This is a genomic window from Fuscovulum ytuae, assembly GCF_029953595.1.
GTDB lineage: Bacteria > Pseudomonadota > Alphaproteobacteria > Rhodobacterales > Rhodobacteraceae > Paragemmobacter > Paragemmobacter ytuae.
Genome location: NZ_CP124535.1, coordinates 1,804,062 through 1,826,596, shown reverse-complemented (window position 1 = coordinate 1,826,596; position 22,535 = coordinate 1,804,062). Strand labels below are relative to the sequence as shown.

The window sequence follows — 22,535 nt, the reverse complement described above, 5'->3', positions numbered from 1 at the left end:
CATACGCCGGGGTAAGGGGCCTACCCGTTCTGGGCTGCTGTCTTGCGATGTGAAAAGGACAGTCGGTGCGCCTGCGGCCTATCCCGATCTGGCTAACGTCCGAAGTCCACGCTATGCGCCCCATCCGCACCGTGATCGCCGCCGCCGTCATCTTCTGCCCCCTTTGGCTGGGGCAGCCATAGCCGTCGATACTGTGGGTGCCGATGCCTTATTGCCTGTGAAACAAGCGGCCCCAGACCCGGAAGGGGCGTCATCAATCTGTCGTGGCTATGATTGGGCTTGTGTATCTGGGGGCCTGTCGCCCGCCGAGGCGGATGTTCTGAAGGTGGCGGCCCAGGTGAACAGCGTGGCCAATGCCGCAATCCGCCCGATCGGCGACCAACGCCTGTTTTCCGTGGCGGAACGCTGGTCCCAGCCAACGGCATGCGGCGGTGATTGTGAAGATGATGCGCTTTGCAAGAAACAGCAGCTGATCGCGGCGGGGGGGCGCCGAACCGCCTGCTGATCGCGGTGGTGCTGGACCAAAAGCGCGCGCCACTTGCGGTGCGGGTTCTGCGCAGCGATGTGGGGGATTTCGTGCTGGACGTCCTGACCAAACGCATTCGGCCCTGGGCAAGGATAGGCTACGCCTTCCTGCGCATGCAGGACCCGCATGATCCTTCGGGATGGGGGCAGACATGATGCAGGCGGGGGCGGGGCTGTCGAGCCGATCGCAGCACCGCAACAAGAAAACCTTGCCTTTGGTTCTCCTAATGCCGTCCGGCCCGCGAGTGATTGCGGCCGGAGGGCTGCCTTGCCGCGCGGCCCTTTTCTGACCCTGCATTTGCCAACCGTGTCGAAAGGTCGCCATGCGGCCGATGACGGCATCCTGCTGCTTTTGGGTGGGCGCCGCGTCCCAAGTGCCGAATGGCAGATTTGCCCTGACAGCCCATTCGGGCCGCCAGAGGTGGCGTCTTTGTCACGGTGCCTTCATCTCGGCATAGTCGCCCGCTGTGCGGAGCGTCACGGTGACCGGCGCATCGGTGCGGTTGCGCCAGAACCAGCCGTGGTTGCCGGTGAATGCGGCGGTGAGTTCGCCGTCCTGTTCCGGCACGCCGCGGCCCTGTTCGTAACTGACCTTTTGGCCGCTGCCGTCGCCATGCGTGTCGTAGTTCACGACTGCGCCATTGGCCGTCCATTCAAAGCGGGCGGTCTGGCCTTCCTGCATGGCGAGCTTCACCTCGATCCCTTCGCCGGGCGCTAGGGTGTAGCTGACTTCGTCGCGCCAGTTGGAGTTGGCCTCGGCGACGGCGGCCTCGACGGCATCGGCGGTTGCGGCAGGGGCGACTTCGGCTGCGGGTTCGGCCATCGCTTCGGCTGTCGGAGCGGGTGCGGGTTCCGGTGCGGGGGCTGCCGCCGCCTCTGTTGCGGGCGGTGTCGGTGTCTCGGTCAGGGCCGAGGGCGCGCCAATCACCGCGCTGATGGTAGCCAGTTGTGCCTCGATCCGGTCCAGCCGTGCCAGCGTGTCGGGGTCAAGCGTCACGGGGGCGTTGGCGGTTGCAGCCTCGTCCGCCTCGGCCTCGGCGTAGAGTTGTTGCTTGATCTGACCCATCTCGGTCAGGCCCAGCACCGCGCCGAAGCCGGTCGGGTCTATGCCGTATTCGGCGGGCAGGTAGACGATGGTGAGCATGGCCGCCGCTGCCCCAGAAGCGAGGAGGGTGGAGCGGATCAGGCCGCCGGACGTCGCCTCTACCCCTCGGATATGGCCTGCGGCGTCACGTGTCTGCGCCCGTTCAGGACGCGGGGTCTGCGGGGCGCGGGTGATGTCGAATTTGGTGTTCATGGGATGCTCCCTCAAGCCAGTGCCAGACCGATGAGCTGAAAGCCCATCAGGTAGGCGCCAAGGCCGATCATGATGACGTTTGCGGTATAGGCCTGTCGACCAAAGGAGGGTGACGCGCGCCAGCGCTGCATGAACAAGAGGATGAGCGCGAGGGCGGTGAGTTGGCCGATTTCAACGCCCACATTGAAGGCGATGAGGTTCACAAGCAGGCCGTCGGGCGCGATGTTGTATTCGATGATCTTCGAGGCAAGGCCGAAGCCGTGCAGGAAGCCGAAGACCAGCGTCGCCACCCGCGTATCGGGCTGCACCCCGAACCACAGGCGGAAGGCCCCGAGGTTGTCGAGCGCTTTGTAGATGACCGAGAAGCCGATGATGGCGTCGATGATGTAGGCGTTGATGCCGAAGTTGAACCAGACGCCAAGGATCATCGTCGTCGAATGGCCGATGGCGAAGAGGGTAACGTAAAGCCCGATCTCGCGCATCCCGTAGAGGAAGAAGATCACGCCGAAGAGAAAGAGGATGTGGTCGTAGCCCGTGACCATGTGCTTTGCCCCCAGATAGAGGAAGGGCAGGACATGCGGGCCGGTGATTTCCTGAATATAGCCCTTGTCGCCAAGGGTGACGGCATGTGCCAGCGCGACCCCCGCCCAAAGGAGCGTGAGGCAGAATATGGCGAGTGCCGTCCAGACGCGCCGGGGCGTCGGGTGGAGGAATGTCATGTGATGTACCGTTGATTGACTGACGGATGGTGCGGAGCGGGCAAGGGTCCGCCGCAGCGAAGGGTCGGTCAGGTCAAGCGCGGTGGGCGGCGCGGGCCGTCGCGGATGATGCCGTAGGTGCCGGTTGCCTGTGCTGCCCGAAGGCCTGCGGGCGGCGGCGGCTCAAGGTCACTGGCGGCGGGCAGGATGACGGTCGGTGTGTGGTCGTGATCGGCGCTGTCATGGTGGCCGTGGTCGGTCGCGTGCCAATGTTCACCCTGTTCGGCATGCCACGCGGCATGGTCCGCCTCTATCGCGGTCTGACCGGGGCCGTGCGTTGCCGCGGATAAAAGCGGCGCGAAAGCAAGCGACAGCGTCAGCACAAGTGCTGTCATCCACGTGACCATGGCACGCTTTCCGCTCATCTGCCCCTTCGGCGTGATTTCCACGCCCTGCCTTGCCCTATCCCCCCGGGGGGGTTAGGGTGGTTCTATGACAGAACCGCACCGCCATGCAAGCCACCCTGCCATCGCCACTCGGCTGAAACGCGCCGAAGGGCATCTTCGGCGGGTCGTCGCCATGATCGAGGAGGGCCAGCCCTGCCTCGACCTTGCCACGCAACTCCACGCGGTGGAGCGCGCGGTGGCCGAGGCGAAGCGGGCGCTGATTCATGATCATATCGACCACTGCCTTTCGGACGGGCATGGGCATGACATGGCCGAGATCAAGGCACTGACGAAATTGCTCTGATGCTTTTGACACTGAAGAACCCGGCATTCCGCCATCTCTTCGCCGCGCAAGTGGTGGCGTTGGTCGGCACGGGTCTTGCGACCGTGGCGCTTGGCCTTCTGGCATGGGAGTTGGCGGGGGAGGATGCAGGGGCGGTGCTTGGCACGGCGCTTGCGATCAAGATGGTGGCCTATGTGACGCTGGCCCCTGTCGCGGCGGCGGTGGCGGAGCGGTTGCCGCGCCGCGCCTTCCTCGTGGCGCTGGACCTGATCCGCGCGGGGGTGATCGCCTTCCTGCCCTTTGTCGATCAAGTCTGGCAGGTCTATGTGCTGATCTTCGCGCTTCAGGCTGCCTCGGCGGGGTTTACGCCTGCGTTCCAAGCCGTGATCCCCGATGTGCTGAAGGACGAGGACGATTATACCAACGCTCTGTCCCTGCTGCGTCTGGCGGAGGATCTGGAACAGGTTGCCTCGCCCATCCTTGCTGCGGCGCTGTTGACGGTCGTGGGCTTTCCCGTGCTGTTTGCCGGAACGGTTGCGGGTTTCATCGGTTCGGCGCTGCTTGTCGTGACGGCGCGGCTGCCGCAGCGGGCGCAAGCAGAGGGCGGGCAGTTCTGGGCCGATGTGACGAAGGGGGTGCGTATCTATATCCGCACACCGCGCCTGCGCGGGTTGATGGTGATGGAGGCGGCGGTCGCGGCGGCAGGGGCGATGGTCTATGTGAACACGGTTGTTCTGGTGAAGGACAGGTTGGGTATGGGGGAAGAAGCAGTCGCCTTGGCCTTCGCCGCCTTTGGCGCGGGGTCGATGGTTGCGGCCTTTGTCCTGCCCCGCTTGCTTGCGCGTGTGGCGGAAAGGCCAGTGATGATCGGTGGCGCTGGGCTTATGGTTGCGGGGGTGGCGGCTGTTCCAGTGGCTGACAGTTTCGCCGTCTTGGTCGCGCTATGGGCGATGATCGGATTTGGCTTTTCGCTGACCCAGACACCCATCGGACGGATCATCAACCGTTCCGCGCGCGATGTGGATCGCGGCGCAGTTTTTGCGGCGCAATTCGCCTTGTCGCATGCCTGCTGGCTGGTCACCTATCCACTGGCGGGATGGATCGGGGCAGAGGCGGGGCTGTCGGCTGCGGCCATGACGCTTGCGGCGGTAGGAGCGGTTGGTCTGGCCGCAGTCCTGCGTCTTTGGCCCGCGCTGGACCCCATCATCGTCCCACATGTCCATCCGGACTTGCCCGCAGACCATCCACATCTGCGGGAACATGGGGTTGTGCATTCGCACGCTTTGGTCATCGACGGGCTGCATCGGAAGTGGCCAAAGGGTACGGCGAGACCGCAATCCTGAAGGTCGCGGACAGCTTTCCCCGCGTTCCGGATGAACGACATGGCACAAGTGCGCAAAAATAAACCCGCCGCAGAATTGCGGCGGGTTTTGTCTGTTCGTTGCAGGAGTGAGGTCTCTCCCACCGGTCGGGATACGCCCCGGTTTCCCGGAGCGTCCCGATCGCTTGCCAGTGCCGATCAGGCCGCCAGATCGTAGCGGTCGGCGTTCATCACCTTGACCCAAGCCGCGACGAAGTCATGGACGAACTTTTCGCGGTTGTCGTCTTGGGCATAGACCTCGGCATAGGCGCGCAGGACAGAGTTGGACCCGAACACCAGATCAACACGCGTGGCGGTGAACTTCACCTCGCCGGACGCGCGATCGACGATGTCATAGAGGTTGCGCCCCTTTGGCACCCATTTGAAGCCCATGTCGGTGAGGTTGACGAAGAAATCATTCGTCAGCGCACCGGGACGGTTGGTGAAGACGCCATGGCCTGTGCCGCCATGGTTCGTGCCCATCGCCCGCATCCCGCCCAGAAGGACAGTCATTTCCGGGGCGGTCAGGCCCATCAACTGCGCGCGGTCGAGAAGCATTTCCTCGGCCTCGACCGAGTAGTTCTTCTTCAGCCAATTGCGGAAGCCATCGGCCAGCGGTTCAAGCACGGCAAAGCTGGCCGCGTCGGTCTGTTCTGCCTTTGCATCGCCGCGACCGGGGGTGAAGGGCACGGTGACGTCAAAGCCTGCCGCCTTGGCGGCCATCTCGACGCCCACATTGCCCGCTAGAACGATCACATCGGCGACAGATGCACCGGAGGCCGCTGCGATCGGTTCCAGCACCGACAGGACGCGCGAAAGGCGGGCTGGTTCGTTGCCTTCCCAATCCTTTTGCGGGGCCAGACGGATGCGCGCGCCATTCGCGCCACCGCGATAGTCGGACTGGCGGAAGGTGCGGGCGCTGTCCCATGCGGTGGTGACCAGATCGGTCACCGACAGGCCCGATGCCGCGATCTTGGCCTTGACCGCCGCCACGTCATAGGACGTGCTGCCCGCCGGGACGGGGTCTTGCCAGATCAGGTCTTCCTTCGGGACATCCGGCCCGATGTAGCGGACGCGCGGGCCCATGTCGCGATGCGTCAGCTTGAACCATGCCCGCGCGAAGGTTTCCGAGAAGTAGGCCGGGTCCTTGTGGAACCGTTCGGAAATCGCGCGATAGATTGGATCGACCTTCATCGCCATGTCGGCATCGGTCATGATCGGGTTATAACGGATGGACGGGTCTTCCACATCCACCGGCTTGTCTTCTTCCTTGATGCCGATGGGTTCGTATTGCCATGCGCCCGCAGGGGATTTCTTCAGTTCCCACTCATAGCCAAGCAGAAGGTCGAAATAGCCGTTGTCCCACTTGGTCGGATGGGTCGTCCAGGCACCCTCGATGCCCGAGGTCACGGTGTTGCGGCCCACCCCGCGCGAGACGTGGTTGTTCCAGCCCAGACCCTGCTCTTCGATTTCGGCGCCTTCCGGCGAAGGGCCGAGGTTTTCGGCACGCCCATTGCCATGCGCTTTGCCGACGGTATGGCCGCCTGCGGCGAGGGCGACGGTTTCTTCGTCATTCATCGCCATGCGGGCAAAGGTTTCGCGCACCTGCGCGGCGGTCTTCATCGGGTCAGGCTGACCGTTCACGCCTTCGGGGTTCACATAGATCAGGCCCATGTGAACGGCCGCCAGCGGGTTTTCCAGCGTGGAGGGATCAGAAAGATCGGCATAGCGGTTTTCCGACGGCGCCAGCCATTCGGTTTCCGAACCCCAATAGACGTCCTTTTCGGGGGCCCAGATATCTTCGCGCCCGAACGCGAAGCCGTAGGTCTTCAGCCCCATGCTTTCATAGGCGACAGTCCCGGCGAGGATCATCAGGTCGGCCCAAGAAATACGATTGCCGTATTTCTTCTTGATTGGCCAAAGCAGGCGGCGGGCCTTGTCGAGATTGGCGTTATCTGGCCAGCTGTTCAGGGGCGCAAAGCGGTGGTTGCCGGTGCCCGCGCCGCCCCGGCCATCGGCCACGCGATACGTACCTGCGGAATGCCATGCCATGCGGATCATCAAGCCGCCGTAATGGCCCCAATCGGCGGGCCACCAGTCCTGACTGTCGGTCATCAGGGCGTGGACGTCGCGCTTGATCGCGTCGAAGTCGAGCTTTTTCACCTCATCCCGGTAGTTGAAACCCTTCAGCGGGTTCGACTTGGTGTCATGCTGGTGCAGGATGTCGAGGTTGAGGGTCTTGGGCCACCATGCCGTGACCGAGGTGCCCGAGGTCGTCAGACCCCCATGCACAACTGGGCATTTGCCGGCGTCGTTTCCGTCCATGTCGCTCTCCTTGTGGCTGCAATCGGGGCAGGGCGCACGCCCCAAGGTGAGGGGCGGCCCGCCAGAATGGAATCGTTCTAACATCGGAAAGTGATTAGTTTAAGTTGGATTTTCTGATTGCAACGATAAGATGAACTTATGTTGAACCTGACGCTGAAACAATTGCGCTATTTCGATGCCTTGGCCCGGCATGGCCATTTTGGGCGGGCGGCAGAGGTCTGCGCCATCTCGCAACCCGCCTTGTCGATGCAGATCCGCGAGATGGAGGCCGTGCTTGGGTCCGAGCTGTTTGAACGCGGCGCGCGGCAGGTCCGGCTGACAGGGTTCGGCGAGGATGTGCTGGTCCGCGCGCGCGAGATTTTGCGCGAGGTCGAGGAATTGGCCGATATGGCGCGGGCCGCGCGGGGTAGCCTGTCAGGGCGGCTGCGGATTGGGGTGATTCCGACCATTGCACCCTATCTGTTGCCCGCAATCATCGCCCGGCTGAATGCGGCGAATGAGGGGCTTGATATCCACCTACGCGAAACGGTGACGCCGAAACTGATCCGCGAGTTGGAGGAAGGGCGGCTAGACACGGCCATCGTTGCGCTGCCGGTGTCGGAGAGCTTTCTCACCGAGGTTGATCTGTTTGCCGAGGATTTCGTTCTGGTCCGCCCCGGCGCAGATGCCGAAAAGCCCGTGCCTGCGCCAGAAATGCTGCGCGAGATGCGGCTTTTGCTTTTGGAAGAAGGCCATTGCTTCCGCGATCAGGCGCTGTCCTTCTGCTATGCTGGGCAGGCCGCGCCGCGCGAATTGCTGGATGGCAGCAGCCTGTCCACGTTGGTGCAGATGGTGGGGGCGGGGATCGGGGTGACCTTGATCCCCGAAATGGCCGTGGCGGTGGAAACCCGGTCGGCCCATGTCGCCATCGCGCGGTTCAACGGTGCGCAGCCGTCGCGGCGGATCGGGATGGTGTGGCGGCGGTCTTCGCCCCTGTCCAAACAGCTGATGCAGGTGGCCGAGGTGGTGCGCGCCGCTGGGTTGGCGCAGCGGGCGGGGGCTTGACCTTCGCCCCCGATATGGGACGGTCGGGCAAAAGGGAGGATGATATGACCGTCTGTTTCACGACCGACCGGATGCTGCATTTTGGGGATTGCGACATATCCGGCACCGCCTATTACCCGGCCTACCTGAACATCCTGAATGGGGTGGTGGAGGAATTCTGGGCCCATATCGGCTGGCCTTGGCATGAAATCATCTGGAAAGAACGCTGGGGCACGCCCACAGTGCATCTTTCTTGCGATTTCTCGAAGCCGTCCTTCTTTGGCGATAAGCTGACCTTCCGGCTGACGGTGCTGAAGGTGGGGAAATCTTCGGTCCGCCTGAAGCATACCATCCATTGCGGCGAGGAACATCGCTGGTCGGTGGAACAGGTCTTGGCGGCAAGCTGGCTGGACAGCCACACGTCGATGCCTTGGCCAGAAGAGGTGAAGGCCAAGTTGGAAAGCCTGATGACGCCGGATGCGGCCGAGCGGCGGCCCGTCGCCCCGCCTCAGACCCAGGGCTGAGCGGGGTCCGGCAGGGGGATCGCCTCTAACAGGTCGCGCGTGTAGGCGGCACTGGGGGTGGCGAAAAGTTCGGCGGTGGGGCGATCCTCGACGATCTCCCCCCGGTGCAGGACGATGGTGCGCTGGCAAAGGCGGCGGATGACCGACAGGTCATGGCTGATGAAGGCCAAGGTCAGGCCCAGATCGGCCACCAACCGTTCCAGCAGGTTCAGAACCTGCGCCTGCGATGACACGTCAAGCCCCGACACGATTTCATCGGCAAGGATGAAGTCTGGTTCCAGCGCGATGGCGCGGGCGATGCCCACACGCTGACGCTGACCGCCTGACAGTTCATGCGGAAAGCGGGCCGCGAAGGGTTGTGGCAGGCCAACATGATCCAGGGCGCGGGCGACGCGCTTGGGGATCCTGTCCAAACCGTGCAGGCGCAGGGGTTCCGCGATGATCGTGCCAACACGGTGGCGCGGGTTGAGGGACGACATCGGGTCCTGAAAGATCATCTGAAAGCGTCGCCGCAGTGGGCGCAGGGCGGGTTCGGGCAAGTGGGTGATGTCGGTCCCGTCAAAGCGGATGCTGCCGCCCGACGGTTCCAGCAGCCGCACAAGTGCGCGGCCCAGGGTGGATTTGCCGGAACCTGACCCACCCACGATGCCCACCACGGCCCCCTTGGGGATGGTGAAGCTTAGCCCTTTGAGGATTTCGATCCTTGGCGCAGGGCCGAACAGCGGCTTGGTGGTCATGTCGGCCAGCGACAGGCGCAGGTTTTCCACGCTGTAAAGATCGGTCATGCCCCGCCTCCTTTTGCGGAAAGGGCATCGAAGGCCGCGACTTCGGCACGGACCGCCTCAATCACCGCATCGGGCACGGGGTGCAGGCCTGCGGCGGGATCGGTGTATTTCGGCGTCGCGGCCAGTAGGGCCTTGGAATAGGCGTGGCGCGGGGCGGCGAAGAAATCGGCCACCGCCGCATCTTCGACCACCATTCCGGCGTAAAGGACCGAAAGACGCTGGCAGACCTTGGACACTACGCCGAGGTCATGGGTGACAAACAAAAGCGCGGTGCCATGTCGCGCCTGCATCCCAGCAATCAGCTTCAGGATTTGCTTCTGGACGGTCACATCCAGCGCGGTGGTGGGTTCATCCGCGACGATCAGCTTGGGTTCGGCGGCAAAGGCAGAAGCAATCAGGATGCGCTGGCGCATCCCGCCCGACAGTTCATGCGGATAGGCGCGCAGCACGCGGTCGGGATCGGGGATCTGCACCTCGGCCAGCAGGTCGCGGGCGCGGGCCTCGGCATTTGCGCGTGTCCAGCCGAGGATATCGACAAGACGGTCGGTGATCTGCGGCCCGATGCGATGGGACGGGTTCAGGGCGGTCAGCGGGTCCTGCGGGATCAGCGCGCAACTGGCCCCGATGCGGCGGCGGCGGTCCTTGGGGGGGAGGGACAGAAGATCGGTTCCGTCCAGCAGCACCTGCCCCTCCGTGATCTCGACCGAAGGGGGCAGGATGCCCAGCACGGCTTTGCCGATCATCGACTTGCCCGCGCCGGATTCCCCCACCAACCCCCGCACCTCTCCCGCCCCCACATCCAACGACACGCGGCGCAGAAGGGGCGGGCCACCCTTCAGGCGAACGGAAAGGTTGCGGATGGACAGAAAGCTCATCTCAGCACCGGATCGAAACGGTCCTTCAGGCCTTCACCCAATTGGGAAAAGGACAGAACGGTGAGGAAGAGCGTGATCAGCGGAAAGACCAGCACCCACCACGCCTGATGGATAGAGGTGCGTCCTTCCGAGATCATCCCTCCCCAAGTCGGATCATCGGTCGAGATCGACAGGTTCACGAAACTTAGGATTGCCTCAACGATCACCGCGATGCCCATTTCCAGCGTCAAAAGAACCCCGATGGTGGGCAGGACATTGGGCAAAATCTCGCGCAGCATGATCCCGATGCGCCCGCGCCCGGCCACGCGGGCAGAGGCGACATAATCCATCGCGCCCTGTGCCATGGCCTCGGCCCGGACGACGCGGGCAAAGCGTGTCCAGTCGATCACGACGATGGCGATGATGATCGACACCAGCCCGGGGCCAAGGACGGCGATCAGGAGGATAGAGAAAAGGACAGGCGGAAAGGCCATCCATATGTCGATCAGGCGCGAGATGACCATATCCACCCAGCCACGCAGGAAGCCCGCCAGCAGGCCCAGCGTCGCGCCGATCAGGCAGGTGATCACGCCTGCGGTCAGCGCCACGGCCAACGCGACCCGCGCGCCATGAATGATGCGCGACAGCACGTCCCGGCCAAGGCTATCGGTTCCCAGCCAATAACCCGGTTCCGCCCCCGCCATCCAGAAGGGCGGCAGACGGCCAAGGAACAGATCCTGCGCCAGCGGGTCCTTTGGCGCGATCCATGGTGCCAAGAGGGCGGCGAGGCAAAGAAACGCCAGCCATCCGCCCGAAAGCCAAAGCCGCAGCCCCGTGCGACGCCGGATCAGGGACCGCCCATCAAGCATGGCGCAGCCTCGGGTTCAGGACGGCATAAAGCAGATCGACAATCAGGTTCACGACCGTGAAGATCAGGGCGAACAACAGCACGATCCCTTGGATCAGCGGCAGGTCGCGGTTGATCACGGCATCGATGGCCATATTGCCAAGGCCTTCATAGGAAAACAGCCGTTCGATGATGACGGTGCCGCCGATGAGGAAGGTGAATTGCACCCCCACCAGCGTCAGCGTGGGCAGGGCGGCATTGCGCAGCGCCTCTCGCAGGATGACCCGCGTCTCGCCATAGCCCTTGGTCCGGGCAAGGGTGACGTAGTCAAGGTTCATCGTCTCTTTCAGGCTTTGCTTCAAAAGCTGCCCGATGATTGCCGCCAAGGGGATGGCCAGCGCTAAGGCCGGCATGAACATATGCGCCACGATATCGGCCCAAAGGTCGAAACGCAGGCGGATCAGGCTTTCGAACAGGTAGAATTCCGTGGTGAAGGGCAGGTCCAACGAAGGTGTCACCCGGCCCGAGATATGGAAGACCGGCCAGAACACGCCAAAGAGAAGGATCAGCACCAGACCCCATAGGAAATCCGGCACCGAAAGCGCCACGCCATTGGCCACGTCGATCGCCCCCTCGCGCCGCCCGCCGCGATACCGCGTGCCAATCAAGGCGGCGGTGCCTCCAAGGATCACCGCCATGACCAGCGCCATGATCGCAAGTTCCAAGGTCGCGGGCAGCCGCCCCAGCACCAGATCAAGCACCGGTTGCCGCGTGGTGATCGAGGTGCCGAAATCCCCCTGCATGACCCCCGCGACCCAGATGCCGAACTGCGTCACCAACGGCTTGTCCAAACCGTAAAGCGCGGAGAGGCGCGCGATATCCTCTTCCGTCGCGCCGGGGGGCAGCATCATCGCGATGGGATTGCCGGGCACGACCCGGATCACGAAAAAGACGATCACCGCCACCCCTGCAAGGGTGACAAGCGTCGTCGCCAATCGCGTTGCCAGTATTCGGATCACTGCCCTGCCCGTCATTATTGACCGCTGCGCGCGAGCCTCTTGCGCAATCGGCTGTCTTCATCTTGGCCCAAATACTCAAAAGACGGCCCGACCGGGAACCTGCTTTCGGCATTGGGGCAAAAGGGGGGTCCGGGGGGGCGGTTGCCCCCCCGGCCCTTGCGGATCAGGCCCGTTTCATCAGATGCGGCAAAAGCGCGCCCGAGGCATGCGGCGTCACCGCAACGCCGGGCGCGTGCAGGATCGGCTGGACATATTGCAAAAGTGGGATCACCAGCGCGTTCTCGGCGATATAGCGATCCACGGCCTTCCAGCCTTCGATCCGCTTGGCCTCATCCGCCTCACCCCAGAGCGGGCCGATCATGCCGATCAGATCCTCGCCATCCCAGACGGAATGGGGCGAGGGACCGAACATCGCAAAGCCGGTCGAGGTGGTGGGATCACCCACCGAATTGCCCCAATTATAGAAGGCGGCGGGGGCCAGTTGGTCGGCGGCGCGGAGTTCGTAGTGTTTGGCGATTTCGTAGACCTCGATCTCGGCCTCGATCCCGACCCTGCGCCACAGGCCGACAATGGCCTGGATCATCTCGTAATCCTTGGGTTTGAAGCCGCGCGTCGTCTGGATCTTGAATTTCACCGGATTGTCGGGGCCATAGCCAGAGGCTGCCAGCAGTTCTACGGCCTTCGCCTCGTCATAGGCCACGCTGACCGAGGCGTCGAAGGCGTCGTATTCCGGGGTTTGCAGCGTGTCGATCTTGACGCCATAGCCCGACAGCAGACGGTCGATGATCGCCTGTTTGTCGATGGCATGGGCCGCAGCCATGCGGACATTCGGGTCGGTCATCACCTCGATATCATTCAGGAAGATCATCCCGATATCCGAGATGGGCGCAGCCACGCCCGCCAATGGGCCGCCCTTCAGGCGGTCATATTCCTCATAGGGCATTTCAAGGGTGACATGGCTGTTGCCACTTTCCACCTCGGCCACGCGGGCCGCGGCATCGGGGACGAACTTGATCGTGACCGTTTCGAAATCGGGCTTCCCGCCCCAGTAATTCGCATTGGCCTTCAGGCGGACGAAGGCGTTCCTTTCGAACTTGTCGACCATATAGGGGCCGGTGCCGATGGGCGCGGCCTCGAACCCTTCGGCGCCCACCTTTTCGTAATAGGCCTTGGGCAGGACATAGCCGGTCAGGAAATACATCCACTTGAAAATCGTGGGGTCGAACTGCGCCACATCGGCGATGACCTTGTTGCCGTCGACGCGGTGGTTGGTCAGCGTGCCCCAGACGAACTGGATCGGGCTGCCGGTTTCCGGGTTGGCCACGCGGGCAAGGTTCCATGCCACGTCTTCGGCCGTGAAGGGCGATCCGTCATGCCATGTGACGCCCTCGCGCACCGTCATCCAGACCTGCGTCCGATCCTCGTTCCAACCCCATTCCGTCAGCAGGCCGGGGGCGGGCGACAGGTCAGGCTGTTGCAGGATGTATTGGTCAAAGACCGACTGATAGATGCCCTGAATCGTCGGGTTCACCGCGCTGGGCCCGACCGTCGGGTCCCAAGAGGGCAGATTGACGTTATAGGCGATGACCAGTTCGTCGATCTGTTGCGCGAAAGTGGGCAGGCCGATCGTGCCTGCGGCCATCGTGGCGGCTGAGAGCTTCAGAAGGCTCCGTCGGTTAAGGTTCATGGTCGTTTTCCCTGTTGGTTGTTTTGTTTGCTTATGGTCACTGTCCGGCAAGGTTTTGGGCCAGTAAATACCCAGATCCCGCCCCGGTGCCCGCGCCGGGCCAGACGGCGGCCCCGGTCAGGTGCAGGCCCTGCACGGGCGTGGACCCATCGGCATGGCCGCGCGCGGGACGGAAAAGGAAATGCTGTGACAGGTGGTGACTGCCACAGACCTGATCGCCGCCGATGAGGTTAGGGTTGTCGGCCTCAAGCTCCAGCGGCGTCACGATGCGCTGGCCGATGATCTTGGTCCGCGTACCGGGGGCATGCGCCTCAAGGATCGCCAGCGCACGATCGGCGAAAGGCGCGGCGGCGCTGGGCCAGTCGGTTGCCGAAATCTCACCCTTGGCATCGCCCGTAATCGTGCCGGGGGCCATGCGGACCTGAACCCAAAGGATATGCTTGCCGTCCGGCGCGCGTGCGGGATCAAAAACCGTAGGTTGGCCCACAACGAGGATCGGTTCATCCGGCAGCAGCCCCGCTTGCGCCTGCTGATAGGTGCGCGCCATCTGATCAAGGCTGGGGGCAAGGTGGACATAGGCAAAGCCTTGCAATGCGGACGCCGCGCGCCAATCTGGCAGGGCGTCCATCGCAAGGTGGATCATCATTGTCCCGGGGGCGTGGCGGAATTTGTCCATCGCGGCATCAAAGGCGGGCGTCGTACCCCCCGTCAGCCGCGCAAGTGCCTTTGGCGCGACCCCGGCAATCACGGCGCGGCCGGCCGTGATGCGGCGGCCATCGGCAAGTTCTACCCCGGTCGCACGGATGCCATCCCGCAGGATGCGGGCGACAGGTGCCCCGGTTTCCACCACCCCGCCACGCGCCGCGATGGCAGAGGTCAGCGCCCGGATGATCACATCCGCGCCCCCTTTGCCCAGCGCCATGCCGAAAGCCTGCCCTGCCATGCCTTCAAGATAGGGAAACATCGCGCCCCCCGCGACATCGGGAGCGAAGTCGAGATGCATCCCCCAGGCTGCCAGCATGGCGCGGATATGGGGATGTTCAAAGGTTTCCTCTAGCCAAGCGCGTGGTGAAGACAGCAGGAAACGCCCGAAATCCAAGGTGCCGCTGGCCCCTTTGGCGCGCAATGTCTTGAAGGCGAAATATGCAAGCGCACGCAATTTCATCGGCGATCCGAGAAGGCCGAAAAGATGCGGCGCCTCTTCCCCGAATCGCGCGACAAGCGCTTGCCACTTCTCCGCATCGGCGCGCGAGAGGGCGCGGAAGGCGGCCAGTGTTTCGGCCATGTCGGTCGAAACACCCGCCCATGTGCCATCCGGGAAGGATGAGGCGAAGGGGCGGTTCACGGGCATGAAATCGCATCCGTGACGGCCAAGTTCTGCCCCATATGCCTTGAAAAACGCACTTCCCGCAAAGAGAGACAGGTTCATCGCTGCCCAGTCATGGCGGAACCCCGGCAGCGTATATTCCCCGCTCTTGACCGCACCGCCCGCGACGGAGGCCTGTTCGAACACGCCCACCCGCCAGCCTTTGGCCGACAGGTGCAAGGCGGCGGCCAGCGTGTTGTGGCCCGCCCCGATCAGGATTGCGTCGAACTCTGTGCCCATGACCCCCCGCCCAGATTGACGCAGGGATATTTGCAAATGCATTTAAATCTGTCTAGCATGATTCCGGACGGCCGGGAGAACAACCGGCGCGGGTTTTGCCGGGTTGGACCGGCCAATAGGGAGAAGATGATGACCTCTGCAAGCGTGCTTTCATCCTTGGCGGGGATGCTCGCCTCGGGCGGGATTGAGGTGGTGGATTGCTCGGGCGTGCTTGGCCCGGAAACGCCCCTTCTGAAGCTGCCGCCGGATTTCGCCAAGGACACCCCGCCAATCAAGATTCACCGCATCAGCGAATATGACAAGGACGGGCCGTTCTGGGCGTGGAACTGGCTGGAACTGGGCGAACATAGCGGCACCCATTTCGATGCGCCGCATCACTGGATCACCGGCAAGGACTACGCCGACGGCTACACCGATACGCTGGATGTGCAGCGGCTGGTGGCACCTGTGAACGTTCTGGATTTCAGCGCGGAATGCGCCGCCGACCCGGATTTCCTGCTGACCATCGACCATGTGACGGCATGGGAGGCCAAGCATGGCGCGATCGGCAAGGGCGAATGGGTCGTCCTGCGGTCCGATTGGGACAAGCGCGCGCATGACGAGGCGCTGTTCCTGAACGCCAACGAAACCGGGCCGCATACGCCGGGGCCGACGGCAGAGGTGATCGAATACCTGCTCGGCAAGGGTATCGTCGGCTGGGGCAGCCAGTGCATCGGCACCGATGCGGGGCAGGCGGGCGGGATGACGCCGCCCTTCCCGGCGCATAACCTGTTGCACAAGCATAATTGTTTCGGTCTGGCTTCGCTTGCCAATCTGGACAAGCTGCCCGCCAAGGGCGCGATCCTGATTGCGGCACCGCTCAAGATCAAGCAGGGGACAGGCTCGCCCATCCGCGCGCTGGCGCTGGTTCCGCGGGCCTAAGGCGCATGCGGCCGGATCACGTCATCATCGGGTCTGGGATCAATGCGCTGGTCGCTGGGGCGATGCTGGCGCTGAAGGGGGACCGCGTGCTTTTGTTGGAGCGCGCGGCGGTGCCGGGTGGTTGTCTGCGGACCGAAGAGATCACCCTCCCCGGTTTCCGGCATGATGTGATGGCGGCGACATGGGTTCTGTTCATGACATCGCCTGCGGGGGCCGCGCTTGGCCCCCATTTGGCGCGGCATGGGTTCGACTATGCCCATACTTCACATCCGACCGCCGTGCTGCGCCCTGATGGATCGGCACTGGTCCTTACGATGGATCGGGCGCGGAACGTGGCGGCCTTCAACGCGCTGTCGCCGGGGGATGGTGACGCCCACGGTCGCGACGTGGGTGGGGTAGAGGCGGATGCACCTTTCCTTTTTGCGCTGCTGGGCGGTGCGCTTTGGTCTTGGCCCATGGCGAAATTGCTGTGGGGGCAGGTGCGCAAGCGGGGCTTGCGGGGGCTTGCCGCATGGTTTGGCCGCGCGCTGGTTCCGGCGCGCGGGTGGTTGGAGACGACCTATGCATCCCCCCTTGTGCGGGCGCTTTATGCGCCTTGGGTGCTGCATTGCGGGCTGACGCCGGAAAGCACCTATTCCGGCCAGATGGGTAAGGTCATCGCCTTCGCATTAGAGGCCGCCGGGGCGCCGGTTGTGAAAGGCGGATCGGGGGCGGGGGTCGCGGCCTTTCGCGCTTTGATCGAGGAAAAGGGCGGCGAGATCCGCTGCAATGCAGATGTGGACCGGATCATCGTGAAAGATGGCCATGTGCGGGGCGTGGCGCTGGCGGGCGGGGAAGAGATCGCCTGCGGGTCCGTCCTTGCGTCGGTCGCGCCGGGGCAGTTGCAGGGGCGACTGCTGCGCGAGGTGAACCTGCCAGAGGATCAGGCGGCAGCGGAGACTTTCCGGCATGGGCGGGGGAATTTCCAACTGCATTATGCGCTGGATCGCCATCCCGAATGGCTTTCGCCGGGGCTGGACGATGTGGCACTGATCCATCTTGCAGATGGGATCGACAGCGTGTCGAAAGCATCGAATGAGGCGGAACGGGGGATGCTGCCCGCCGTCCCCACGATCTGTGTGGGCCAACCGCATCGGTTGGACCCTTCGCGCTGCCCAGAGGGGAAAGCCGTGCTTTGGCTGCAAATCCCTGATGCGCCGCGCGTGGTAAAGGGCGACGCGGCGGGCGAGGTTGCCACCGATGGCGCGTGGTCAGACACTGTGCGCGAGGCCTTTGCCGACCGGATCGAGACGATCCTTGCCCAGCATATCAAGGATTTCGATGCCATCAAACTGGCCCGCCGGGCCTATTCCCCAGCCGATCTTGAGGCGATGAACATCAACCTTGTCGGTGGCGATCCCTATGGCGGGCTATGCACGATCGACCAGTTCTTCATTTTCCGCCCCTATGCCCATTCCACCAATGGCACAGGGCTGGTGCGGGGCTTGCGTCATATCGGGGCGTCCACCCATCCCGGCCCCGGCCTTGGCGGCGGGTCGGGGTTCCTTGCGGCAAAGGCGTTGGGCGCATGACGGACCAATCGCCCCCCGAAAAGCCCCCCGCCAGCCTGCCCCGTTTGGGTGAGATCGGGCTTACGAATTATGCGCCTTACCTGATGAACCGCATCATGGGGCGGTATAATGCAAGCCTCCGGGATGAGATGGCGGGTCTGGGCCTGACCACGCCCAAGATGCGGGCCTTGGCCGTGCTGTCGGTGATCGAGGGGCCGCTGATCCGGGAACTTGCTGTCTATTCGGTGGTGGAACAGTCCACCCTGTCGCGCGCGCTGGACCAGTTGGCGGGCGAAGGTTTGATCCGGCGCGAAGCGGATACCACCGACAGCCGCGCGACGCGGGTCTATATTTCCGAGGCGGGCCGCACGACGTTCGAAACGCTCTGGCCCCGGATGGCCGAGGCGCAGGCGCGTATGTTCAGGGGCATACCTGAAGAGGAGCGACGTGCCTTTGTCGCCACGCTGCAAAAGATGCTGACCAATATCCGCAAGCACGAGATTTGATCCATGGCCGAGCGGTCTTTCAAGGCAGAGGTGGCGCATCTGCGCAAGGGCGAGGGGGATACCTTTACCGGCGAAGGTATCCTTGCCATCACCAAGGCGCTTTTGGAAAACGGGGTCGGCTATGTCGGCGGCTATCAGGGCGCGCCGATTTCCCATCTGATGGACGTGCTGGCCGATGCCGAGGAATTGCTGGCCGAGCTTGGCATCCGGTTTGAGGCGAATGCGAATGAGGCGGCCGCGGCGGCCATGTTGGCGGCGAGCGTGCATTATCCGATCCGGGGTGCGGTGACATTCAAGGGATCGGTGGGGGTGAATGTCGCCTCGGACGCGCTGGCCAACCTTGCCTCATCGGGTGTGAATGGCGGCGCCCTGATCATCGTGGGCGAAGATTACGGCGAAGGCTCTTCCATCATGCAAGAGCGGTCCCATGCTTTTGCCATGAAATCGCAGTTCTGGTTGCTGGACCCGCGTCCCAACCTGCCGTCGATCACCAAAGCGGTGAGGGACGGGTTCGAATTGTCAGAGGCGTCCAACACGCCCGTCATGCTGATGGTGCGCATCCGGTCTTGCCATGTGACGGGGTCCTTTGCCACGCGCGACAACCAGCGCCCAAAGCTGACCGTGCGCGACGCGTTGTCGAACCCGCAATCCGATTTCGCCCGCGTCGTGCTGCCGCCGATGTCCTATGCGCATGAGCAGGACAAGATCCGCAACCGCTGGCCCAATGCCGAGAAATTCATCCGCGAGCGCGGCTTGAACGAGGTGTTCGGGCCAAGGGCCGCGCCTGTCGGGCTGGTCTTGCAGGGGGGGATGTATAATGGCGTCATCCGCGCGCTGCAGCGGCTTGGGCTGGCCGATATCTGGGGCAACACGCAGGTTCCGCTTTACGTTCTGAACGTGACCTATCCCCTGCTTGCGTCCGAGTTTTTGGAGTTCTGCGACGGCAAGGATCAGGTGCTGGTGATCGAGGAAGGCCAACCGGAATTCATCGAACAGCAATTGACGACCTTTCTCTATCGCGCGGGGTCCACCGTGAAACTGCGCGGCAAGGGCATCCTGCCGATGGCGGGGGAATATACCGGGCAGGTGATGCTGGACGGGATCACCGCCTTTCTGAAAGAGGCCGCGCCCCAGATGCTCCCCGCGTTGGTGCGCGCACCGAATGAGGACAAACCGCAGATCCCCGACCTGTCGAAAACCGTGCCGATCCGCCCGCCGGGATTTTGCACGGGTTGCCCGGAACGGCCCATCTTTGCCGCGATGAAACTGGTGCAGAAGGAAACCGGCAAGCTTCAGATCAGCGCCGATATCGGCTGCCATCTCTTCGCGGCCTTGCCGCCGTTTGAGATTGGTGGGGCGACCATGGGATATGGCCTTGGCCCCGCCGCCAATGCTGCCTTCGATGGCGGGGGGGAACGGCGGCCTGTGTCCATCATCGGCGATGGCGGGTTCTGGCATAACGGGCTGTCGTCCAGCTTTACCAACATGGCCTTCAACAAATCAGATGGCGTGGCGGTGATCGTGGATAACTATTATTCCGCCGCGACGGGAGGGCAGGACATCATGTCCTCCCGTGCCGACAATCCGACGAAGGCCACGAAACACCCGATTTCCAAGGCGCTGAAGGGTATTGGGATCGATTGGGTGCGCGAGGTGGATCGGACCTATGACGTGGGTCGCATGCGCGACGTGCTGCGCGAGGCGCTGACAACGGACGCGCCGGGGCCGAAGGTCATCGTTGCCTCATCCGAATGCATGCTGAACAAGCAGCGGCGGGAAAAACCCCTGACCCAGAAGGCGATCAAGGAGGGGCGTCGGGTCGAGGCACCGCGTTTCGGCGTGGATGAGGATATCTGTACGGGCGATCACGCCTGTATCCGGCTGTCGGGCTGCCCGTCCTTGTCCTTGAAAAAGCTGGATGATCCCCTGCGCGATGATCCGGTGGCCAGCATCGACCAGTCCTGCGTGGGTTGCGGCAATTGCGGCGAGGTGGCGGATGCGGCGGTGCTGTGCCCGTCTTTCTACCGCGCCGATGTGGTCCATAACCCGACGGGGTGGGAGGCGCGGATGGCCGCGTTCCGCGCCCGGGTGATCAGCTGGTTGCAATCGCGCCGCGCAGGGCGGCGGTTGACATTCGGGGGGGCGCCATGACCGTGCAGGAAAGCCTTGGCGCTGAACTGGGCGCGCGCGCCGCTGATCCCCGCCTGTCGGGGATCATCAAGCTGGCGATCCTTGCCGTGGGCGGGCAGGGCGGCGGCGTCCTGACGGGCTGGATCGAGGATCTGGCGCGGGCCAATGGCTATGCCGCGCAGGCGACATCGGTTGCAGGCGTGGCACAACGGACGGGGGCGACGGTCTATTACATCGAAATGGCCCCGTGCCAGCCGGGCGACCCGGTGCCGGTATTCTCGCTGATGCCGGCGGCGGGCGATGTGGATATCATGGTCACCGCCGAGATGATGGAGGCAGGCCGCGCCATCCTGCGCGGTTTCGTGACACCGGATCGGACGGTGCTGATCACCTCTACCCACCGTGCCTTGGCGGTTTCGGAAAAGATGGTGCCGGGGGATGGCATCGCCTCATCCGAAGAGGTGATGGCTGCGGCAGAGGTCGCGGCGCGGCGGGTGATCGCAGCAGATTTCGATGCGCTGGCCGTGGCGAATGGATCGGTGATCTCGGCCTCGCTCTTTGGGGCCTTGGCGGGGGCGGGGGTGCTGCCCTTCCCGCGCGCGGCTTTCGAGGCGGCGATCAAGGCTGGCGGCAAAGGGGTGGACGGGTCGCTGCGCGCCTTCGCGGCGGCCTATGATCTGGCCGTGACGCCCTTGGCAAAGGTGGCACCTCTGGCCGCCGCACCTGCCGCGCCATCGGTGCAGGGTCCGGCGCGGCTGGTCGCGGAATGGAACAGGCTGGCGGCGCAGGTGGCGGGTTTGCCTGCGCCGGTGGCTGAAATGGCGCTGCCCGGCCTGCGCAAGGTGGTGGAATTTCAGGACCTTGCCTATGGGGCGGATTACCTAGGCCGTCTGGCGGCCGTCCTGTCCCGCGATACGGAAGCGCAAGGCTGGGCGCTGTCGCGCGAGGCTGCGAAACACATCGCCAATGCCATGGCCTATGACGATATCATCCGGGTGGCCGACCTAAAGACGCGGGGCAGCCGCTTTGCCCGCATCCGGCAAGAGATGCGGGTGAAAGAGGCCAATGTCCTGCAATTGACCGAATTCTTCCATCCTCGGGCCGAAGAGGTTGTGGGCCTGTTCCCCGCTCGCCTTGGCGCGAAGCTTGAGGCCGATCCGAAATGGATGGCGCGGCTGGATCGCTGGTTCAACAAGGGGCGGCGTCTGCGGACTGACAGCCTTCCGTCCTTCCTTGTGCTGCATGGTTTGGGCGGGTTGCGGTTCTGGCGGCGGCGCACGCTGCGTCATGCGCAAGAGGTGGCCCATCTTGACCGTTGGCTGGATACCGCATTGGGGCAAGCGGGACAGAATTACGATCTGGCAGTAGAACTGATCCGATGCCGCCGCTTGATCAAGGGCTATTCCGACACCCATGCGCGGGGCCATTCGAAATTCGACCGCGTGCTTGCGGCCTCGGCCCGCATCGCGACGCGCGAGGATGCCGCCGACTGGTGCCGCCGCTTGCGCGAGGCGGCGCTAAAGGATGAGGAGGGCAAGGCGCTGGAGGGCGCGATCCGGACGATCGAAAGTTTCGCCTGACCGCCCCTTCATCTTGGCCCAAATACTTGCTGGGGAGACGACCAGAACGGTCGGCGGGGCAGCATCGCCTTTTAATCGATGGTCCGATAGGCCCCGTTCCAATAGATCAGCGCCCCCGTATCCGGCGCGGTGCGGATTGCCTGCACCCGCCCGATCAGGATGGAATGGGTGTCGCGGTCGATCATCTCTTCGACGGTGCAATCAAAGGCGGCAGGAGCGCCTTTCAGAAGGCGCGCGCCAGTGACAGCGGTTTCCCATTCCGCCCCGTCATAGCGCGCCGCCCCCTTCACCCCGCCAAAACCTGAGAAACGTTCCGCCACCGCCTGATGCGCGGCACCAAGCGAGGACCAGCCGAACCTGCCATATTTGACCAGCAAAGGGTGGCTGGACGCCGTCCGGTTCACGCAGGCCAAAAGGCGCGGCGGATCGGCCGAAAGCGAGATGGCCGAGGTCACGACAAGGCCCGACGCCTCATCCCCATCGCCCACGGTAATGACGCTGCAATTGCCCACGAAGGCGCGCATTGCATCGCGGAAATCCTTGCCCGTCGGTTCCTCGGCCATCCCTGC

At 63.8% G+C, this 22,535-nt stretch carries 20 protein-coding genes and 1 pseudogene; 10 read left to right on the top strand and 11 right to left on the bottom strand.

What is annotated here, in order from left to right; translation table 11 throughout:
* Positions 1-49: 49 nt before the first annotated feature.
* Positions 50-681 (top strand): annotated as a pseudogene (locus QF092_RS19980) (transglutaminase-like cysteine peptidase).
* A gap of 277 nt (positions 682-958) precedes the next feature.
* Here QF092_RS19980 and QF092_RS08765 read toward each other — a convergent pair.
* The 3 genes from QF092_RS08765 to QF092_RS08755 all read right to left on the bottom strand — a co-directional run bounded on the left by QF092_RS08765 (position 959) and on the right by QF092_RS08755 (position 2,945).
* Positions 959-1,822, bottom strand: coding sequence for a hypothetical protein (locus tag QF092_RS08765; RefSeq protein ID WP_281469486.1), 864 nt, complete (start codon positions 1,820-1,822; stop codon positions 959-961).
* Between the two features lie 11 nt (positions 1,823-1,833).
* Positions 1,834-2,541 carry a HupE/UreJ family protein gene (locus tag QF092_RS08760; protein WP_281469484.1) on the bottom strand — a complete coding sequence of 236 codons (708 nt, stop codon included), beginning with the start codon at positions 2,539-2,541 and terminating at the stop codon, positions 1,834-1,836.
* A 68-nt stretch (positions 2,542-2,609) separates the two neighbouring features.
* Positions 2,610-2,945 carry a hypothetical protein gene (locus QF092_RS08755; protein WP_281469482.1) on the bottom strand — a complete coding sequence of 112 codons (336 nt, stop codon included), beginning with the start codon at positions 2,943-2,945 and terminating at the stop codon, positions 2,610-2,612.
* Between the two features lie 67 nt (positions 2,946-3,012).
* Here QF092_RS08755 and QF092_RS08750 point away from each other — a divergent pair, with 67 nt between their 5' ends.
* Positions 3,013-3,270: a metal-sensing transcriptional repressor gene (locus QF092_RS08750; RefSeq protein WP_281469479.1), complete on the top strand. Its 258-nt coding sequence runs from the start codon at positions 3,013-3,015 to the stop codon at positions 3,268-3,270.
* Positions 3,270-4,592: an MFS transporter gene (locus tag QF092_RS08745; RefSeq protein WP_281469477.1), complete on the top strand. Its 1,323-nt coding sequence runs from the start codon at positions 3,270-3,272 to the stop codon at positions 4,590-4,592. The genes QF092_RS08750 and QF092_RS08745 overlap by 1 nt, the downstream gene beginning before the upstream one ends.
* 176 nt (positions 4,593-4,768) lie before the next feature.
* Here QF092_RS08745 and katG read toward each other — a convergent pair whose 3' ends face one another.
* Positions 4,769-6,934 carry a catalase/peroxidase HPI gene (gene katG / locus QF092_RS08740; RefSeq protein ID WP_281469475.1) on the bottom strand — a complete coding sequence of 722 codons (2,166 nt, stop codon included), beginning with the start codon at positions 6,932-6,934 and terminating at the stop codon, positions 4,769-4,771.
* 138 nt (positions 6,935-7,072) lie between these two features.
* Here katG and QF092_RS08735 point away from each other — a divergent pair, with 138 nt between their 5' ends.
* Both QF092_RS08735 and QF092_RS08730 read left to right on the top strand, forming a co-directional pair.
* Positions 7,073-7,978 carry a LysR substrate-binding domain-containing protein gene (locus tag QF092_RS08735; protein ID WP_281469473.1) on the top strand — a complete coding sequence of 302 codons (906 nt, stop codon included), beginning with the start codon at positions 7,073-7,075 and terminating at the stop codon, positions 7,976-7,978.
* Between the two features lie 44 nt (positions 7,979-8,022).
* Positions 8,023-8,481 carry an acyl-CoA thioesterase gene (locus QF092_RS08730; RefSeq protein ID WP_281469471.1) on the top strand — a complete coding sequence of 153 codons (459 nt, stop codon included), beginning with the start codon at positions 8,023-8,025 and terminating at the stop codon, positions 8,479-8,481.
* Here the strand turns inward: QF092_RS08730 and QF092_RS08725 are convergent.
* The 6 genes from QF092_RS08725 to QF092_RS08700 all read right to left on the bottom strand — a co-directional run bounded on the left by QF092_RS08725 (position 8,466) and on the right by QF092_RS08700 (position 15,279).
* The gene (locus tag QF092_RS08725) at positions 8,466-9,266 is read right to left on the bottom strand and encodes an ATP-binding cassette domain-containing protein (RefSeq protein ID WP_281469469.1); all 801 of its coding nucleotides are present in this window, start codon (positions 9,264-9,266) and stop codon (positions 8,466-8,468) included. The genes QF092_RS08730 and QF092_RS08725 overlap by 16 nt on opposite strands.
* The gene (locus QF092_RS08720) at positions 9,263-10,141 is read right to left on the bottom strand and encodes an ABC transporter ATP-binding protein (protein ID WP_281469467.1); all 879 of its coding nucleotides are present in this window, start codon (positions 10,139-10,141) and stop codon (positions 9,263-9,265) included. Before QF092_RS08720 ends, QF092_RS08725 begins: the two co-directional genes overlap by 4 nt.
* Positions 10,138-10,989, bottom strand: coding sequence for an ABC transporter permease (locus QF092_RS08715; protein ID WP_281469465.1), 852 nt, complete (start codon positions 10,987-10,989; stop codon positions 10,138-10,140). The genes QF092_RS08720 and QF092_RS08715 overlap by 4 nt, the downstream gene beginning before the upstream one ends.
* Entirely contained in the window at positions 10,982-12,001 is a 1,020-nt protein-coding gene (locus QF092_RS08710; protein WP_281469463.1) for an ABC transporter permease, read from the bottom strand. The genes QF092_RS08715 and QF092_RS08710 overlap by 8 nt, the downstream gene beginning before the upstream one ends.
* A gap of 148 nt (positions 12,002-12,149) precedes the next feature.
* On the bottom strand, positions 12,150-13,673 hold the full coding sequence (locus QF092_RS08705; protein ID WP_281469461.1) for an ABC transporter substrate-binding protein: 1,524 nt from the start codon (positions 13,671-13,673) through the stop codon (positions 12,150-12,152).
* Positions 13,674-13,710: 37 nt separating this feature from the next.
* Entirely contained in the window at positions 13,711-15,279 is a 1,569-nt protein-coding gene (locus QF092_RS08700; RefSeq protein WP_281469459.1) for a phytoene desaturase family protein, read from the bottom strand.
* A gap of 129 nt (positions 15,280-15,408) precedes the next feature.
* Here QF092_RS08700 and QF092_RS08695 point away from each other — a divergent pair, with 129 nt between their 5' ends.
* Genes QF092_RS08695 through QF092_RS08675 form a run of 5 tightly spaced genes read left to right on the top strand, consistent with a single transcriptional unit; the run spans position 15,409 to position 21,966 of the window.
* Positions 15,409-16,200 (top strand): cyclase family protein, encoded by a 792-nt coding sequence (locus QF092_RS08695; RefSeq protein ID WP_281469457.1) that lies wholly within the window; start codon positions 15,409-15,411, stop codon positions 16,198-16,200.
* A 5-nt stretch (positions 16,201-16,205) separates the two neighbouring features.
* On the top strand, positions 16,206-17,771 hold the full coding sequence (locus QF092_RS08690) for a phytoene desaturase family protein (protein WP_281469455.1): 1,566 nt from the start codon (positions 16,206-16,208) through the stop codon (positions 17,769-17,771).
* Positions 17,768-18,256 carry a MarR family winged helix-turn-helix transcriptional regulator gene (locus tag QF092_RS08685; RefSeq protein ID WP_281469453.1) on the top strand — a complete coding sequence of 163 codons (489 nt, stop codon included), beginning with the start codon at positions 17,768-17,770 and terminating at the stop codon, positions 18,254-18,256. Before QF092_RS08690 ends, QF092_RS08685 begins: the two co-directional genes overlap by 4 nt.
* 3 nt (positions 18,257-18,259) lie before the next feature.
* Positions 18,260-20,407: an indolepyruvate ferredoxin oxidoreductase subunit alpha gene (locus tag QF092_RS08680; RefSeq protein WP_281469451.1), complete on the top strand. Its 2,148-nt coding sequence runs from the start codon at positions 18,260-18,262 to the stop codon at positions 20,405-20,407.
* The gene (locus QF092_RS08675) at positions 20,404-21,966 is read left to right on the top strand and encodes an indolepyruvate oxidoreductase subunit beta family protein (protein ID WP_281469449.1); all 1,563 of its coding nucleotides are present in this window, start codon (positions 20,404-20,406) and stop codon (positions 21,964-21,966) included. Before QF092_RS08680 ends, QF092_RS08675 begins: the two co-directional genes overlap by 4 nt.
* Positions 21,967-22,037: 71 nt before the next feature.
* On the opposite strand, the gene QF092_RS08670 is transcribed toward QF092_RS08675, so the two are convergent.
* Entirely contained in the window at positions 22,038-22,529 is a 492-nt protein-coding gene (locus QF092_RS08670; protein WP_281469447.1) for a flavin reductase family protein, read from the bottom strand.
* Positions 22,530-22,535 lie beyond the last annotated feature (6 nt).